This window comes from Mesorhizobium sp. M0040, assembly GCF_040323505.1.
Lineage (GTDB): Bacteria > Pseudomonadota > Alphaproteobacteria > Rhizobiales > Rhizobiaceae > Mesorhizobium.
On the sequence record NZ_JAMYVA010000002.1, the window covers coordinates 115269 to 131929 of the forward strand.

Sequence of the window (16661 nt, forward strand, 5' to 3'; positions counted from 1 at the left end):
ATGATCCGCACCGTCGCCACCAAACCCTATCCCGACCAGAAGCCCGGCACCTCCGGGCTGCGTAAAAAGGTCCCGGTGTTCCAGCAGGAGCACTATGCCGAGAACTTCGTCCAGTCGATCTTCGATGCGCTGGACGGGTTCGAGGGCAAAACCCTGGTGATCGGCGGCGACGGCCGCTTCTATAACCGCGAGGTCATCCAGAAGGCCATCGCCATGGCCGCGGCAAACGGCTTCGGCAAGGTGATGGTCGGGCAGGGCGGCATCCTGTCGACGCCGGCCGCTTCGCATGTCATCCGCAAATACAAGACCTTTGGCGGCATCATCCTGTCGGCCAGCCACAATCCGGGTGGCCCGCATGAGGATTTCGGCATCAAGTACAATGCCGGCAATGGCGGCCCGGCGCCGGAAAAGCTGACCGACGCGATCTTCGAAAAAACCAAGGCGATTTCAAGCTTCAAGATCGCCGATATCGGGCAGGTCGACATCGACACGATCGGCACGGTCAAGACGGGGGACATGACCGTCGAAATCATCGATCCTGTCGCCGACTATGCCGAACTGATGGAAAGCCTGTTCGATTTCGACGCATTGCGGGCGCTGTTCAAGTCGGGCTTCCGCATGCGCTTCGACGCCATGCATGCGGTGACCGGCCCCTACGCCAAGGAGATCCTCGAAAACCGGCTCGGCGCGCCCAACGGCACCGCCCGCAATTTCATTCCGCTGCCGGATTTCGGCGGCCATCATCCCGATCCCAATCTGGTGCATGCGAAACACCTCTACGACGAGATGATGGGGCCGGATGCGCCAGACTTTGGCGCCGCCTCGGATGGCGACGGCGACCGCAACCTGATCATAGGCAAGGGAATTTTCATCACCCCGTCTGATTCGGTGGCGATGCTCGCCGCCAACGCCCATCTGGCGCCGGGCTACAAGGCCGGGCTGAAAGGCATCGCCCGCTCGATGCCGACCAGCGGTGCTGCCGACCGGGTCGCCGAAAAGCTCGGCATCGGCATCTACGAGACGCCGACCGGCTGGAAATTTTTCGGCAATTTGCTCGATGCCGGCATGGCAACGATCTGCGGCGAGGAGAGTGCGGGGACCGGCTCCAACCATGTCCGCGAAAAGGACGGCCTGTGGGCTGTGCTTTTATGGCTCAACATCCTTGCCGTGCGCGGCGAAAGCGCCAAGCAGATCGTCACCCAGCATTGGGCGGCCTATGGCCGTAACTACTATTCGCGCCACGACTACGAGGAGGTCGAGATCGATCGTGCCAACGCGCTTGTCTACGAGCTGCGCGCCAAGCTCGGCTCGCTGCCTGGCACCAGCGTGCGCGGCATGACGATCGCCAGCGCCGATGATTTCGCCTATCACGATCCGGTCGACGGCTCGGTCAGCAAGAACCAGGGCATCAGGGTGTTGTTCGAAGGCGGCTCACGCGTCGTCTTCCGCCTGTCCGGCACCGGCACCTCGGGCGCGACGCTACGGCTTTATGTCGAGCGCTATGAGCCGGACAAGAACCGCCACGATCTCGACACCCAGGAGGCGCTTGCCGATCTGATCGCGGCGGCCGACGACATTGCCGGGATTCGCAGCCACACCGGCCGCGCCAAGCCGAGCGTCATCACCTGATGTCGTCGGGACTATCCGCCGGCTATCGTCCGCGATTTGGCGGGCTTGCCGGGGAGGGCGGCATCCGCTTCGCCGCATGGTCCTCGTTGGCTCGGCGCATCTGGGTCTCGATTTTCGACGAACACGGCAACCGCGAAATCGACCGGCTGGAACTCCAGTCGGAAGGCGAGGGCGTCCACGCACTTTTTGTTGCCGGTCTCGCCGCCGGCACCCGATACGGGTTCCGTGCCGATGGCGACTACGCGCCGGAACACGGTTTCTGGTTCGATCCCGACAAGCTGCTGGCCGATCCCTATGCCGTCGAGATCGACAGGCCCTATGCCTATGACGGCCGGCTCGCCGCGCGCCGGGGCGAGGGGGCCGACACGGCGCCGCTGATGCCGAAAGCCATCGCCGGCGCCTTGCCGGAACCCTTGCCTGCCTTGCCGCCTCTGTTTCGGTCCGGCGGCCTCATCTACGAGGTGCCGGTACGCGCGTTCACAAAGCTGCATTCGGACATTCCCGAGAAGCAACGCGGCACCATTGCAGCGCTCGCTCACCCCCTCGTTGTCGAGCATCTGCAGAAACTCGGCGTGGCAGCCATTGAGTTGATGCCGGTGACTGCATCGATCGACGAACGGCATTTACCGCCGCTCGGTCTGCGCAACGCCTGGGGTTATAATCCCGTGACCTTCATGGCGCTCGATCCGCGACTGGCGCCCGGCGGTCTGGCCGAGTTGCGCGGAACGGTCGCCGCGCTGCGCGAGGCCGGCATCGGCACCATTCTCGACCTGGTGTTCAACCACACCGGCGAAAGCGACCGGCTCGGCCCGACATTGTCGCTGCGCGGCCTCGACAGCCGCGCCTATTATCGGCACGAGCCGGACGGCGCTCTGGTCAATGACACCGGAACCGGCAATACGGTTGCGTGCGATCATCCGGTCGTCCGGGAAATGGTCCTCGACGCGCTTCGTCACTTTGTCCAGCGCGCCGGTGTCGACGGTTTCCGCTTCGACCTGGCGCCGATCCTCGGCCGCGTCGACGGCGTTTTCGACGCCGATGCGCCGCTGCTGAACGCCATTCGCAAAGATCCTGTTCTTGGCGACCGGGTGCTGATCGCCGAGCCTTGGGATATCGGACCGGATGGCTATCAGCTCGGCAATTTTCCGCCGCCCTTCCTCGAATGGAACGACAAATGCCGTGACGATATCCGCCGTTTCTGGCGCGGTGAGGGCGGCATGATCGGTGCCTTGGCGACGCGGCTTGCCGGTTCGTCCGATGTCTTTGCCAAACCAGGCCAGACAACGAGCCGCAGCATCAACTTCATCGCCGCGCATGACGGCATGACGCTGGCCGATATCGTCGCCTATGAGCACAAGCACAACGAGGCCAATGGCGAACAGAACCGCGATGGCCACGACGACAACCTGTCCTGGAACAATGGCCTCGAGGGCGAGACCGGCGACCAGTCAATCGTTACGGCCCGTTTCGATGACCAGTGCGCGCTGCTGGCGACGCTCTTTGCCTCGCGCGGCACGATCATGCTGACGGCCGGCGACGAGTTCGGCCGCACGCAGCGCGGCAACAACAACGCCTACGCGCAGGACAATGACATTACCTGGCTCGACTGGGCCGGGCGCGACCTGGCGCTCGAGCACCATACGGCTCTGCTCGCCAAGATGCGTCGCGCCGTGCCGACGCTCTTGGACACAGCATTCCTGACCGGAGAACAGCCTGCGGGCTCGGAAATACCAGACGTAGCCTGGCTGACGGAAACCGGCATGCCGTTCGACGAGGCAGCCTGGCACGATGCCAGGCGGCGCCGGCTGGTCATGGTTCTCGGTAGCGGTGAGAACAGTCGCCTTGCGGTGGTCATCAATGGCGACCGCCGGGCCTGCATGTTCACGCTGCCGGAACGGGCCGGTTTTCATTGGCGCCCTGCCATCGAAACGGATACTGGCGACATCTCACGGCCGGTGCCTGGGCGAACGGTCATGTTCATGATCGAACGCAGGGCCGCGCGGGCGGGCGCAGGGGAGAGCCAGGATGGCTGACAATGCCGAATGGTGGCGCGGCTGCGTCATCTACCAGATCTACCCGCGCTCCTTCCAGGACACGACAGGCGACGGCAGCGGCGATCTCAGCGGCGTCACCTCGAGGCTGGCCCATGTCGCATCGCTGGGTGTCGACGCCGTCTGGCTGTCGCCTTTCTTCAAGTCGCCAATGGCCGATATGGGTTACGACGTTTCGGGTTACTGCGCCGTCGATCCGATGTTCGGCACATCAGAGGATTTCGACGCACTGATTGCCGAGGCACACCGGCTCGGCCTGAAGGTGATCATCGATCAGGTCTTGTCGCATTCGTCGGATCGGCACGAATGGTTCGTCGAAAGCCGCACGAGCCGCGACAACCCCAAGGCCGACTGGTACGTCTGGGCCGATGCGAAGCCCGACGGCACCGCCCCCAACAACTGGCTGTCGCTTTTCGGCGGCCCGGCCTGGGAATGGGACGCAACGCGCAGGCAATATTACCTGCACAATTTCCTCGCCTCGCAGCCGGACCTGAATTTCCACAACCCGCAGGTGCAGGACGCCTTGCTGGAAACGGTGCGGTTCTGGCTCGAGCGCGGCGTCGACGGTTTCCGGCTGGATACGGTCAACTATTACGTCCACGACCGCTGGCTGCGCAGCAACCCGCCTTTGGCGGAAAGCGTGGCCGGCACCAATGCGGCAACCAGCCCCTATCTCTATCAGGAGCATCTGTTCGACAAGAGCCAGCCGGAAAACCTTGCTTTCCTCAGGCGCTTCCGGGCCTTGCTTGACGAATATGAAGGCCGCGCCGCTGTGGGCGAGATTGGCGACGAAACGCGTTCCTTGCAAACACTCGCCGCCTATACCGGCGGTGGCGACAAGCTCCAAATGTCCTACACGTTCGACCTGCTCGGCCCGCAATTCTCGGCGTCGCATGTGCGTGGCTGTGTCGAGGCCTTCGAGAGTAAGGTGTTCGACGGCTGGGTTTGCTGGGCGTTCTCCAACCACGATGTCGTGCGCCATGTCAGTCGATGGACAAGGCCGGGCGGCGATCCGGACAGGGTGGCGAAATTCTCGATCGTGCTGCTTTCCTGCCTGCGCGGATCGATCTGCCTCTACCAGGGCGAAGAACTCGGGCTGGAGGAGGCCGAACTGGCGTTCGAGGATTTGCGCGATCCTTTCGGCATCCGCTTCTGGCCGGGGATCAAGGGGCGGGATGGGTGCCGAACGCCGATGGTCTGGGAGGCTGGCGCCGACAATGCCGGCTTTTCGACGGGCAAGTCGTGGCTTCCGTTCCCGGCAAGCCATCGCGACCGGGCGGTCGACGTCCAGGACGGCGAGCAAACGTCCGTCCTGGCGAGCTACCGGGCGATGCTGGCCTTGCGCAAGCAGCATCCGGCGCTGGTTCGAGGCTCGATCCGGTTCCTCGATGCCGAAGGCGACGTCCTTGCTTTCATTCGCGAAGGCGGTGACGAAAAGCTGCTGTGTGTCTTCAATTTCGCCGACGAGCCGGCCGGCTGGCAATTGCCACCGGATCTGGAAGCGATAGAGCTGATAGACTTTGGCGGTGCTGCCGGCGTCTTGCAGGAAAGAACTCTGTCGCTGCCGCCGCTGGGCTGCTTCCTCGGCCGGATCGGCTGAGCTCTATTTCATCATCTCATTGAACAAGCACGGAGCGCCCGCAAGTCGCGCCGACAACCCGCACATCGGCCTCGCCGACATGCACGCCGACAGCTGCAAGCACGTTATAGACCAGTTCGTCGACCGGCGCAGTCACGCCGTTCAGAACCGTTACCACTGCCGGCTTAACCGTTCCGAGCAGGGCCGTCACGTCCAGCCCGAGGCCCAGTGCATTGACCGAGAGCGAGAGGCCGCTGACCAGCGATGTCGTGAGTGATTGCGTCAGGTTTTTTGTGGCGACAGTTTTTATCGTCTTGCTGGCGATATCGGTGCTGTCGAACGTCAATGTGGTCGGATCGTTGTTGGTGATGGCAAGTGATGACGAACCCTTCACATCGAGCAGATTGAGGGTGAGCAGCAGAAGCTTTACGCTTACCTGTGCAATCGTGGCATCGGAGAACGATTGCGGATTGCTGAAATCGGCGAAGGCCGATGGGTTGTTGTCGGCGTCGCTGGTGGCAAGGTGCAGCGAGGCCACGCCTGGCTGCGCGGCGATCGAGACCTTGATGCTATCCGGCCGGCCCGTCGGGCAGCTGATGTCGGTCAGCTTGGCTTCCGCATAGGCGACGTCGACATGCAGAGGCAGGTTGACCGACAGCAGACTGATGCCGCCGCCCAGATTGGAATTGCCGATGCCCACTGTGGTGACCAGCTTGATTCGTGTCTGCGCGGTGCGCACCACGGTGCCTTTTTCCCCGACGGCCAGCCAGGGTGAATATTGCATTGGCTCACCGATGGCGATGGCGAGCGTGGTGGAGGTAAGTCCCGGAATAGTGGCGCCGAGATCGACCTGGACTTGGTTTGAGCCATTGGCCAGCGAGGCGGCGGCACCCAGCATGCCCATCGCGCTTGCGTCGACGGAAAAGCCGGGAGACTTTTGTCCGAGGCCGAGCCTACCGATCGAGCCAAGATCGATAAGATGACTGAGGGGTATCTTGACTGTGTTGGTGGCCCTCGACGCGATCGTCTGCAGCACAAGTTTGCTGGCGCTGCCCGACCCGGACGCATTGGCCATGGCGGTCGCGATCTGGCCTACCGTCGCTTTTGACGCCAGCACGTCGGAATAGCTGACACCTGTCAGTTGCAACTGTACGGCAAGGGCATCGACGAACGAAAGCACGTTTACATCGGCCGAGATCAGCGCGTTGTAGTCCATGACGCTGAGCGAAATGTTGGCGCCCAGCAACTTGCTGAGAAGCGCGTTGAGGATGCCGCCATTGACGCTGAGGAGCCTGGACCCGACCGAGAACATCGCTTGCGGGGTCACACTGGCAATGGCTTCGGTGCCGACAACCGGAGTAGGGATGAGCGAACTGGCGAAATACCGGGCGGGGATTTTTTGCAGAGTGACGCGAACGGCGTTGTAAGGCGCTTTACCGGCTTCGAAGCGCTTGTCGACGCCAATGGAGGTCGCCGCTGAGTATCGGCCGCCGGTCACCGACACGACGGTTTTGCCAACCGTGGGAACGATTGTCTGACCTGGCTTTTGAACAATGATGCCGGGCATTCGGTTGTCACTGAGCGTGGTTACCGCCGCGGCTTCCATATCTTTGATGTTCGACGCCGCGGTGATCGCCGCCAGGTCGGTCATCGCCTGGGCCTCCCTGCGCTCCGTGTAGATCGAACCTTCGTCGACAGCGAAGGCCGCCAGCCCCAGCGCGAATGGCGCTGTCAGCGCCGTCATGACGGCAAAGTTCGCCTTCTTGTCGCCAACCATCGAGCGAGCGATCCGCCCGATGCTCCTCAGCAAGAACTGCGACATTTCAAATGCCTCCAATCCTGATGGTAGATCTGCGCGAGATCGTGGTTTGCGGCATCGCAAGGCTTGGTAACAGGTTCCAGATCGGCAGGTTGCTGGCATCGTACTGGATTGACACGACAAACTGATTTCCGTCGGCCGTGCTGTCCGTCGCCTGGTAGGTCAGCTTGCCGGAATCGACGAACGGGTATCCAGTGGCATTGTTTTTGACGAAACTCGCCACCAGCGCCTGGCGCTCGGTTTGATTCAATCCGGCAATTGCGGTGCGGGCGGCATCGGCGGCGATTTGCTGCAAGGAGTTGCTTGCACCAAAATAGATACCATATGCAACCATTCCGAGCACGAGCAGGATAAAGATCGGCGAAAGCAGGGCAAATTCGACCGCGGAAGTTCCGGACTCATCTCCAATTTTGCGTAGATTCGCCCGTATTTGGCGCAATATTTTACGCTTTAATGCGACAGTGTTACTGTCTATCTTGTTCATTGCCCTTGCCCGTTGGAACTCAAGGTCGATGTGCCGATCCCATTGAAATTTGTAACCCTTGGTTGCCTAAGAACCAATTAATACATTCCGGTAAACTGAAATGATCGGCCAGATTATTTCCCAGATCGGCGTTCTGGCCAGGAAACCCAGTCAAACTCATGGCTTTGACCATTGATTGGCCGCTCGCAAGGCGACTGTCCCGGCCCCTTACTTTGCGTGACCCCGAGAGTCTGTTGAAATAAAAAATCTCCACGTTACTGTTTGGCCACCAGCTGCCGGAAAGGGAACCGGCTGCGCGCTCGAAAGGAACCAACCAATCGGTTTCGGGGGCGTCAACACTTAGAGACGTGGCCGAAGGGCGACGTCATTAGGGAGAACTCCATGCTGAAACATGTGCTGAAGGCGACGGTACTCGCCACGACCATGGTCTTGGCCGCCGGTACGTTCTACACGCCGGCTTTCGCCGAGACCGTCTACAACCGCGGAGCCGCCGCCGAAGCGGAGACGCTCGACCCGCACAAGACCTCGACGGTCTACGAAGCCGATATCATACGCGACCTGTTCCAGGGCCTCGTCATGCATGACCAGAAGACGAATCTCATTCCGGGCGCCGCCGAAAGCTGGACGGTGTCCGACGACGGCACTGTCTACACCTTCAAGCTGCGCAAGGACGGCCTCTGGTCGGATGGCAGCCCGGTGACGGCGGACGACTTCGTTTATTCGTTCCGTCGGCTGGAAGATCCGGCCACCGCTGCCGAATACGCTTCCATGCTCTATCCAGTGAAGGGTGCCGAGGAAGTCAACACCAAGAAGGGCAAGCCGGAGGATATGGGGGTCAAGGCGATTGACGCAAATACCCTGGAAGTCACGCTCAAGGCGCCAACGCCTTACTTCCTGGAGATGCTGACCCATCAGGCGACCTATCCGGTTAACAAGGCGTCGATCGAAAAGCTTGGCGCCGACTGGATCAAGGCAGGCAAGCTGGTCTCCAACGGGGCCTTTACAGCGGCAGAGTGGGTTCCCAACGACCATCTGAAGCTGGTCAAGAATCCGAAATTCTGGGATGCCGCGAGCGTCAAGTTCGACGTGGTCAACTACATCCCGACCGAGGATCGTTCGTCGGCGATGAAGCGCTTCGAGGCTGGCGAACTCGACAGCTACGGTGACCTGCCGACGGAACAGCTCGGCGACCTCAAGGCCAAATTCGGCGACCAGGTCCGTGTCGGGCCATATCTCGGCACCTACTATTATGCGATCAAGACCGATAAGGCGCCGTGGGACAATGTCGAACTGCGCAACGCCATCTCGATGGCGATCGATCGCGACTTCCTTGCCGAAAAAGTCTGGCAGAATTCGATGCTGCCCGGCTATTCGATGGTGCCTCCGGGGATCGAGGGCTACACGCCGGCACTGGCCAAATACGCCGACATGCCGCAGATCGACCGGGAGGATGAAGCCAAGAAAATACTGGAGAAGCTCGGCTATACGCCCGAGCATCCGTTGAAGATGGAAATCCGCTACAACACCTCGGAAAACCACAAAAACACCGCTGTCGCCATCCAGGAACAGCTGAAGCCGCTTGGCGTCGAGATCACGTTGCTCAACACCGATACCAAGACCCACTACTCTTTCCTCGAGCAGAAGGGCGACTATGACGTCGCGCGTGCCGCCTGGATTGCGGATTACAAGGATCCGGAAACTTTCCTTGGCATCTCCCGCAAGGCTAGTGGCAATAATTACTCGAACTACAACAGCCCGAAATACGAAGAGGCCATGGACAAGGCCGCCGCCGCCGGCGGCAAGCCCGAAGAGCGCATGAAGGAGCTCGCCAAGGCCGAACGCATCCTCGTCGATGAGGTCGGCAACATTCCGATCCTCTACTATAGCTACCACGACATCGTTTCCTCGAAGCTGCATGGCTTCGACGACAATGTGATGGACATCCATCCGTCCCGCTTCATCAGCAAGGACTGATCCCTTAGCCAGGCCGCCGCGCAACTCAATGCGCGGCGGCGCTGGTTTGCCATCGCATCGGCCCGGGAACCGGATTCGATTTTCGACAATGTCGGTGCGAAGATTTGAAGGCTAGAGCGCAATCGTCCAGCCGGACGCGCTGCTCTGGATCAAGCGGGGCATCGATGCTGCGTTACGTTTTCCGGCGGCTTCTGACCGCCATTCCGACGCTGTTCGTCATCGTGACCATGGCGTTCTTCCTGATACGCGTCGCACCGGGCGGACCGTTCAACCAGGAGCGGGGCCTGAGTCCCGAGATCAGAGCCAATCTCGAAGCCCAGTTCGGCCTCAACGACCCGCTCTGGCTGCAGTACCTCCATTATCTAGGCAATCTTCTGCGCGGCAATTTCGGTCCCAGCTACAACATGCCGGATTTCACCGTCGGCGAGCTGTTCAGGGAAGGCCTGCCGATCTCGATCCAACTCGGCGCTTCGGCGCTCGTTCTGGCGCTGCTCCTGGGCACCGTGCTCGGCACTGTTGCCGCGCTCAACCAGAACAAGCTTGCCGACTATTCGGTGATCGCGCTGGCGACCGCCGGCAGCACCATACCGACCTTTGTCATCGCCCCGGTAATCCAGCTTGTATTCGGATTGACCTGGAAGCTGCTGCCGATCGGTGGCTGGGGCGATGGAGCCCTCATCAACAAGGTCGGCCCGGTGCTGACGCTCGCTCTGCCGCAGATCGCCATCGTTGCCCGCCTGATGCGCGGCTCGATGATCGAATCGCTGCACTCGCATCACATCCGCACCGCGCGCGCCCTCGGCCTGTCCGACTGGTCAGTCGTCGTCAAGCATGCACTGCGCGGCGCCATCCTGCCGATCGTCTCCTTCACCGGTCCGGCAGCTGCAGCCCTTCTCACCGGCTCGATCATCGTCGAGACCATCTTCTCTATCCCGGGCATCGGCCGCCATTTTGTCGTTGCCGCGCTCAACCGCGACTACACACTGGTGATGGGGACGGTGGTGGTCATCGCGCTCTTCACCATTGTCTTCAACCTGATCGTCGACGTCCTCTATGGGGTCGTCGATCCGAGGGTGCGCTATGACTGATATCGCAGTTGCCGCACCGGTCGTCGGCCGGTCCCTGTGGGGTGACGCCTGGGCGCGCCTCAAGGCCAATCGCGCGGCCATGTTCAGCCTCTATTATCTTGCCTTCATCGCCGTCATCAGCGTGTTTGGGCCCTATTTCGTGCCGCACCAATACACCACCATCTATGCCGACTATGTCCGTACGCCGCCGAGCTTCTCCGCCTATCCGAAGGCCGACATGATCGAAGGCGCTCTCGATGAGGCGATCAGGCGTATGCGCGTCGACATCAAGGAGTGGCGGCAGGAGGGCAGCCGTGTGTTCGTTACCGTCAAATCGTCCAAGCCGATCGACGACCGCAACATCCGCTACCTTGATCGTTCCGATACCTTTGATGACACAAAGATCGAGAGCAAATCGCCGGACGGTCTCGAAATGGTGATGAGTGCCTCGATCAAGCAGCAATATTTCCTGTTCGGCACCGACAATACCGGCCGCGATCTCCTGTCCCGAACGCTGATGGCCGGGCGCATATCGCTGGCCATCGGTCTGCTTGCCGGCATTGTGGCCGTGGTCATCGGCGTGCTCTACGGCGCCACCGCCGGCCTTGCCGGCGGCAGGGTCGACGAGGTGATGATGCGTGTCGTCGACGTGCTTTATTCTTTGCCGTTCATCTTCTTCGTCATCATGCTGGTGGTGTTCTTCGGCAGGAACTTCGTGCTGATGTTCCTGGCGGTCGGCGCGGTGCTGTGGCTCGACATGGCGCGCATCGTGCGCGGACAAGCGCTGTCGATCCGCCGGCAGGAATATGTCCAGGCGGCGGAGGCGATGGGCGTCGGCCAGCGCGGCATTCTGCTGCGCCATGTGATCCCCAATTTGCTCGGGCCGGTGGTGATCTACATGACGCTGCTGGTGCCGCAGGTCATTATCCTGGAGAGTTTTTTGTCGTTCCTCGGGCTCGGCGTCCAGGAGCCGATGACCAGCTGGGGCGTGCTGATCTCGGTTGGCGCCCAGAACATCGGCTCGGCCAACTGGCTGCTTCTGTTCCCGGCCTTCTTTCTCGTCTCCACGCTGTTCGCGCTGAATTTCGTCGGCGATGGGCTGCGCGACGCGCTCGACCCGAAGGATCGTTGAGATGGCCGCTTCCGAAACCATCCTCAGCGTCAAGGACCTTCGGGTCCGCTTCCGCACCCTCGACGGTGTGGTGGAGGCGGTGAAGGGCATCAATATCCACGTCAAATCAGGCGAGACCGTCGCCGTCGTCGGCGAATCCGGTTCCGGCAAGAGCCAGACGATGATGGCGGCGATGAGCCTGCTCGCCTCGAACGGCGAAGCCACCGGCACAGTCGATTATCGCGGCCGCAATCTTTTGACCTTGAGCAAACCCGAGCTCAACAAGATCCGCGGCCGCAAGATCAGCATGATCTTCCAGGAGCCGATGACGTCGCTAGACCCGCTCTATTCGATCGGCAACCAGCTGATCGAGCCGATCCGCAAGCATCGCGGACTTGGCGCCGCCGCGGCGCGCGAGGAGGCGCTCAAGCTGCTGCGGCTGGTCCATATTCCCGATCCGGAGCGGCGGATGAAATCCTATCCGCACGAGTTGTCGGGCGGTCAGCGCCAGCGCGTCATGATCGCCATGGCGCTGGCCAACGACCCCGACATACTGATCGCCGACGAGCCGACGACCGCGCTCGACGTCACCATCCAGGCGCAGATCCTCATGCTGCTCGCCGAATTGCAGCGCAAGCTCGGCATGGCGATCGTCTTCATCACCCACGATCTCGGCATCGTCCGGCGCTTTGCCGATCGGGTCTATGTGATGCGCTATGGCGAGGTGGTCGAGGAGGGCGAGGCGGAAGCGATCTTCGCCAACCCGCAGCACGGCTACACCAAGATGCTACTTGCCGCCGAACCGACCGGCACCAAGGCGCCGCCGCCTCCGAATGCCCCTGTCCTGCTTGAAGGCAGGAACGTCGAGGTGACCTTCAAGATCGGGGGCGGATTTCTTGGCGGCGAGCCGCTGCTGCTGCGCGCCGTCGATCGCATTTCGATACGGCTGAAGCGCAACCAGACGATCGGCATCGTCGGCGAATCCGGATCGGGAAAATCGACGCTCGGCCGCGCCTTGCTGCGGCTCCTGCCCAGCGACGGCATCATCCGGCTTGGCGACCGCGACATCTCCCACGCTGACCGCCAGGCGATGCGGCCGCTGCGGCGCGAATTACAGCTGGTCTTCCAGGATCCATTCGGCTCGCTGTCGCCACGCATGACCGTCGGCCAGATAATCACCGAGGGGCTTCTGGTCCACGAGCCCAATCTGTCGGGCAGGCAGCGCGATCTCCGCGCGGTCGATGCCTTGCTCGAAGTCGGGCTCGATCCGAACACGCGCAACCGCTATCCGCACGAATTCTCCGGCGGCCAGCGGCAGCGCATCGCCATTGCGCGCGCCATGATCCTCAAGCCGAAAGTGGTGGTGCTGGACGAGCCGACCTCGGCGCTGGACCGCTCGGTGCAGAAGCAGATCGTCGAATTGCTGCGCAAGCTGCAGGCCGACCACGAACTGTCCTATCTGTTCATCAGCCACGATCTCGCCGTTGTGCGCGCCATGGCCGACTACATCATCGTCATGAAACAGGGCAAGATCGTCGAGGAGGGGCCGGCCGAGGCGATCTTCAGCAATCCGCAGGCAACCTACACACAGACACTGATGGCCGCGGCCATCGATGTCACGCGATTTCGCCTGAGCGCATAGCCTTGCTGGCGATCCGCCACATGTCGACGTCGCACAGCACAGGCCACATGGCGCGGGTGTAGCGAAGCACATTCGGGGTGACATCGTCGCCGAGCCCGGCTTCCACGCGGCAGGTGCGGAACGCCTTCTCGATGCGCTTTGTCGGTTCGCCCAGGCTGTCATGGACGACCGGCCCGCAGTCGCAATCGATACGCTTCCAGCGGCGCATATGGGCGATCAGCCGTGACGGCAGTCGCGCCGGCGGACGCCATTTCTTGCTTTTTTTCGCGTGCTGATCTTTGCAATAGAGCACGCCGCGGCCTAGGTCCGGCCAAGCTTGTGCGGCCTCGCCATCCCAATTGAGTTGCAGGATTGAACGATGTCGGCAGCCAGTGTAGAGCCCCACAATGATAAAGCGGCAGAGATGAGCGTACTGACCGTGCTTCCGGCGCAGCCGCAATGCCGCGCGCAGCAGTCCCGCTGCTTCCTCGCGCGTCAGCCAGCGCTCGCGCGCTGCTGGTTTGTCTGGCAAGGTGACGGACGGCTTCGGATCGAGACCGTATTCCTTGGCCCAAAAGTTGATCGCCGAGCGGAGGTCCTCAAGATCGCGACGCGGGCCTGATGTAAAGTCCTTGTCTCGCCACGCCGGGAGTAACGCACGGCGGGTCTCCATCGCCGCAGCGTTGAGCTTGGCGATTCGCTCACGCTCTACCCGATTGCGCTCGCGCGAACGGTGCTCGACATAGGCGCGGCAGCGATCTCCATTGATGTTGGCGACCGGCTCGGTGCCGAAGAATTCGTTCAGAAAACGCATCCTGGCGAGAAATTCCTTGCGACCGGCAATCTTGGCCTGGCGTCCTTCGGTATAGGCGGCGAGGATGTCACCGACAGTCAGGCGGCGGGCATCTGCCCTGGAGATCGGGGGCTGATATTTGCCGGCGGCGGCAGGCCCGAGTTGAGGGCGCAGCATACCTGAAGCGCTAGACACCGCTCCCGTGCGGGCATGATGATGGGTCGTCACAATGGTCCCCTTTTTTGCTCCGAAGTTGTTCGTCCTGCGGACGGGGATCACTAGAAGAGGCAACAAGACCGGCTTTGCAACAAGCAAAATGGGCGATAGTGCCGTGAGATGCAAAGACTTGCGAAAGGCGGCGCAGAATCGCGCCGGCTTGGCTTTCCCGCCGGACGACGAGTCTTGGTGCATTCCCGGAGGGTAGCTGACAGCCGCATCAAAATGGTGGCTCGGGCTATCCCATGTTCCGGTTGCAACTGAGGTGTAAATCTCACGCCGGCCTTCACGGGACGATTTGGCGTTTCGAAGCGGGGGAGGTTTCCGGTGCCTTGGAAATCTCGCTTTTTCGGTGACGAACATGCGTTGGCAATAGCCGCGATCCGATGCCACTGCGGGCACCGCGTAGCCTCTCCTCGGCCAAACCTCTTTTTGTCGAATGTACAGGCGCAACTTGGAAGAGCCCCTACGAGCCCTGAGCCATTGCCTCCCGGGTTGGACAATGTTTTTTCTGGTCGGAGTGGCAGGATTTGAACCTGCGACCCCATCGTCCCGAACGATGTGCGCTACCAGGCTGCGCTACACTCCGTGACCAGACCGCGGGCTTATAGCCGCCGCGTTTGGTTACTGCAAGCGCCAATGGCAGCGCTTCTGTCGCATTTCTTTCTCTTTAGCCGCCACGTCATACAGGTTTCAGTTTCCTGTCGCACAAACACGGCTTAAAGGGCTTCTGGGTAACCGTCCACTTGCCTCGAAGCACCTGATTCCGCCGCCTGGAGTAAGCAGCCTTGTCGATGAAGATCGTTAGCGATGTCAGACCAAACACTTTTGAGTTTGAAACCTCGGCGCTGATCAAACCCTCCGGGTTTCGCGAATATGATGCGCGCTGGTGGTTCGGCCATCCCGGCTCGAACGAAACGCCGGAACTCAATCTGATCGGCGTCCAGGCGCTCGGCATGGGGCTCGGCACGCTAATCCGTCGCCTGGGTGCCGGACCTGACATCGTCACCGGTCACGATTTCCGCTCCTATTCGCTTGCCATAAAGCTCGCGCTGGTTTCCGGGCTGATGGCGGTCGGCGCACGGGTCAAGGATGTCGGGCTGGCCCTGTCGCCGATGGCTTATTTCGCCCAGTTCGCGCTCGACACGCCCTCCGTCGCCATGGTCACTGCCTCGCACAACGAGAATGGCTGGACCGGCGTCAAGATGGGCGCGGCGCGCCCGCTGACTTTTGGTCCGGAGGAGATGAGTGCGTTGAAGGCGATTGTGCTGTCCGGCGATTTCGATCTTGTCGGTGGCGGCTCCTATGACTTCGTTGCGGACTTCCGCGAAACCTACCTTGACGATCTGACAGCGGGAAAGCGTATCTCGAGGAAGCTCAAGGTGGTGGCCGCCTGCGGCAACGGCACCGCCGGGGCTTTCGCTCCCGAGGCACTGGAAAGGATCGGCTGCGAGGTGATCCCGCTCGACGTCGAGCTCGATCATACGTTCCCCAATTACAACCCCAACCCCGAAGACATGCAGATGCTGCACGCCATTCGCGACAAGGTGCTGGAAACGGGCGCCGATGTCGGGCTAGGCTTCGACGGCGACGGCGATCGCTGCGGCGTTGTCGACAATGAAGGCAACGAGATCTTCGCCGACAAGGTCGGCGTCATGCTGGCGCGCGACATTTCGCACCTCTATCCCGGCTCGACTTTCGTCGTCGACGTCAAGTCGACCGGATTGTTCATGACGGACAAGGTGCTGCGGGAAAATGGCGCGGTCACCGACTATTGGAAAACCGGTCACTCCTATATCAAGCGGCGCGTCGCCGAACTCGGCGCCGCCGCCGGTTTCGAAAAATCGGGCCATTTCTTCTTCAATCCGCCGATCGGCCGCGGCTATGACGATGGCCTGGTCACGGCCATCGCCATATGCCAGATGCTGGATCGCAGCCCGCAAAGCAGCATGGCCGACCTCTATCGCGATCTGCCGCTGACCTTCGGCACGCCGACCATGTCGCCACACTGCGCCGACGAGCTCAAATACGGCGTCGTCGAGCGGGTCGTAGGCGATTTTCGCAAGATGAAGGACGAGGGCACGGTCTTCGCCGGCCAGAAGATCGCCGAACTGATCACCGTCAACGGCGTCAGGATCGTGGCGGAGGATGGTACATGGGGGTTGGTGCGGGCATCATCGAACAAGCCGGAGCTTGTGGTGGTGGTGGAGAGCCCGGTATCGTCCGAGCGGCGCCGGCAGATGTTCGAAGCCGTCGATGCGGTGCTGCGCCGCAGCCCCGAAGTCGGCGCCTACAATCAGACCTTTTGAGCACGAGG

11 protein-coding genes and 1 tRNA gene are annotated in these 16661 nt (G+C 61.6%); 8 read left to right on the plus strand and 4 right to left on the minus strand.

Annotated elements, in window-relative coordinates:
• From NKJ91_RS02165 to bglA, 3 genes are read left to right on the plus strand one after another with little or no spacing between them, the layout of a single operon-like run.
• Positions 1-1629 carry an alpha-D-glucose phosphate-specific phosphoglucomutase gene (locus NKJ91_RS02165; protein WP_352454274.1) on the plus strand — a complete coding sequence of 543 codons (1629 nt, stop codon included), beginning with the start codon at positions 1-3 and terminating at the stop codon, positions 1627-1629.
• Positions 1629-3662, plus strand: a complete 2034-nt coding sequence (gene glgX, locus NKJ91_RS02170; RefSeq protein WP_352454275.1) for a glycogen debranching protein GlgX — start codon at positions 1629-1631, stop codon at positions 3660-3662. The genes NKJ91_RS02165 and glgX overlap by 1 nt, the downstream gene beginning before the upstream one ends.
• Complete coding sequence (bglA, locus tag NKJ91_RS02175; protein ID WP_352454276.1) at positions 3655-5280, plus strand: beta-galactosidase BglA; 1626 nt, start codon at positions 3655-3657, stop codon at positions 5278-5280. The genes glgX and bglA overlap by 8 nt, the downstream gene beginning before the upstream one ends.
• Positions 5281-5296: 16 nt before the next feature.
• Here bglA and NKJ91_RS02180 read toward each other — a convergent pair whose 3' ends face one another.
• Together NKJ91_RS02180 and NKJ91_RS02185 are read right to left on the minus strand one after the other, a co-directional pair.
• Positions 5297-7036: a pilus assembly protein TadG-related protein gene (locus NKJ91_RS02180; protein WP_352454419.1), complete on the minus strand. Its 1740-nt coding sequence runs from the start codon at positions 7034-7036 to the stop codon at positions 5297-5299.
• Between the two features lie 46 nt (positions 7037-7082).
• Positions 7083-7562: a TadE/TadG family type IV pilus assembly protein gene (locus NKJ91_RS02185; RefSeq protein ID WP_352454277.1), complete on the minus strand. Its 480-nt coding sequence runs from the start codon at positions 7560-7562 to the stop codon at positions 7083-7085.
• 381 nt (positions 7563-7943) lie between these two features.
• On the opposite strand from NKJ91_RS02185, the gene NKJ91_RS02190 reads away from it, so the two are divergent.
• The 4 genes from NKJ91_RS02190 (at position 7944) to NKJ91_RS02205 (ending at position 13356) form a co-directional block, all read left to right on the plus strand.
• Positions 7944-9536, plus strand: a complete 1593-nt coding sequence (locus tag NKJ91_RS02190) for a peptide ABC transporter substrate-binding protein (RefSeq protein WP_352454278.1) — start codon at positions 7944-7946, stop codon at positions 9534-9536.
• A 164-nt stretch (positions 9537-9700) separates the two neighbouring features.
• Entirely contained in the window at positions 9701-10624 is a 924-nt protein-coding gene (locus NKJ91_RS02195; protein ID WP_352454279.1) for an ABC transporter permease subunit, read from the plus strand.
• On the plus strand, positions 10617-11735 hold the full coding sequence (locus NKJ91_RS02200; RefSeq protein WP_352454280.1) for an ABC transporter permease: 1119 nt from the start codon (positions 10617-10619) through the stop codon (positions 11733-11735). The genes NKJ91_RS02195 and NKJ91_RS02200 overlap by 8 nt, the downstream gene beginning before the upstream one ends.
• Before the next feature lies 1 nt (position 11736).
• The gene (locus tag NKJ91_RS02205; RefSeq protein ID WP_352449088.1) at positions 11737-13356 is read left to right on the plus strand and encodes an ABC transporter ATP-binding protein; all 1620 of its coding nucleotides are present in this window, start codon (positions 11737-11739) and stop codon (positions 13354-13356) included.
• On the opposite strand, the gene NKJ91_RS02210 is transcribed toward NKJ91_RS02205, so the two are convergent.
• Together NKJ91_RS02210 and NKJ91_RS02215 are read right to left on the minus strand one after the other, a co-directional pair.
• Entirely contained in the window at positions 13331-14707 is a 1377-nt protein-coding gene (locus NKJ91_RS02210; RefSeq protein ID WP_352454281.1) for a site-specific integrase, read from the minus strand. The genes NKJ91_RS02205 and NKJ91_RS02210 overlap by 26 nt on opposite strands.
• A 149-nt stretch (positions 14708-14856) precedes the next feature.
• Positions 14857-14933, minus strand: a tRNA-Pro gene (locus NKJ91_RS02215).
• Between the two features lie 205 nt (positions 14934-15138).
• Here NKJ91_RS02215 and NKJ91_RS02220 point away from each other — a divergent pair.
• A complete protein-coding gene (locus NKJ91_RS02220) occupies positions 15139-16653 on the plus strand; it encodes a phosphomannomutase/phosphoglucomutase (RefSeq protein ID WP_502903546.1) in 1515 nt (504 codons plus the stop codon).
• The last annotated feature ends 8 nt before the right edge of the window (positions 16654-16661 follow it).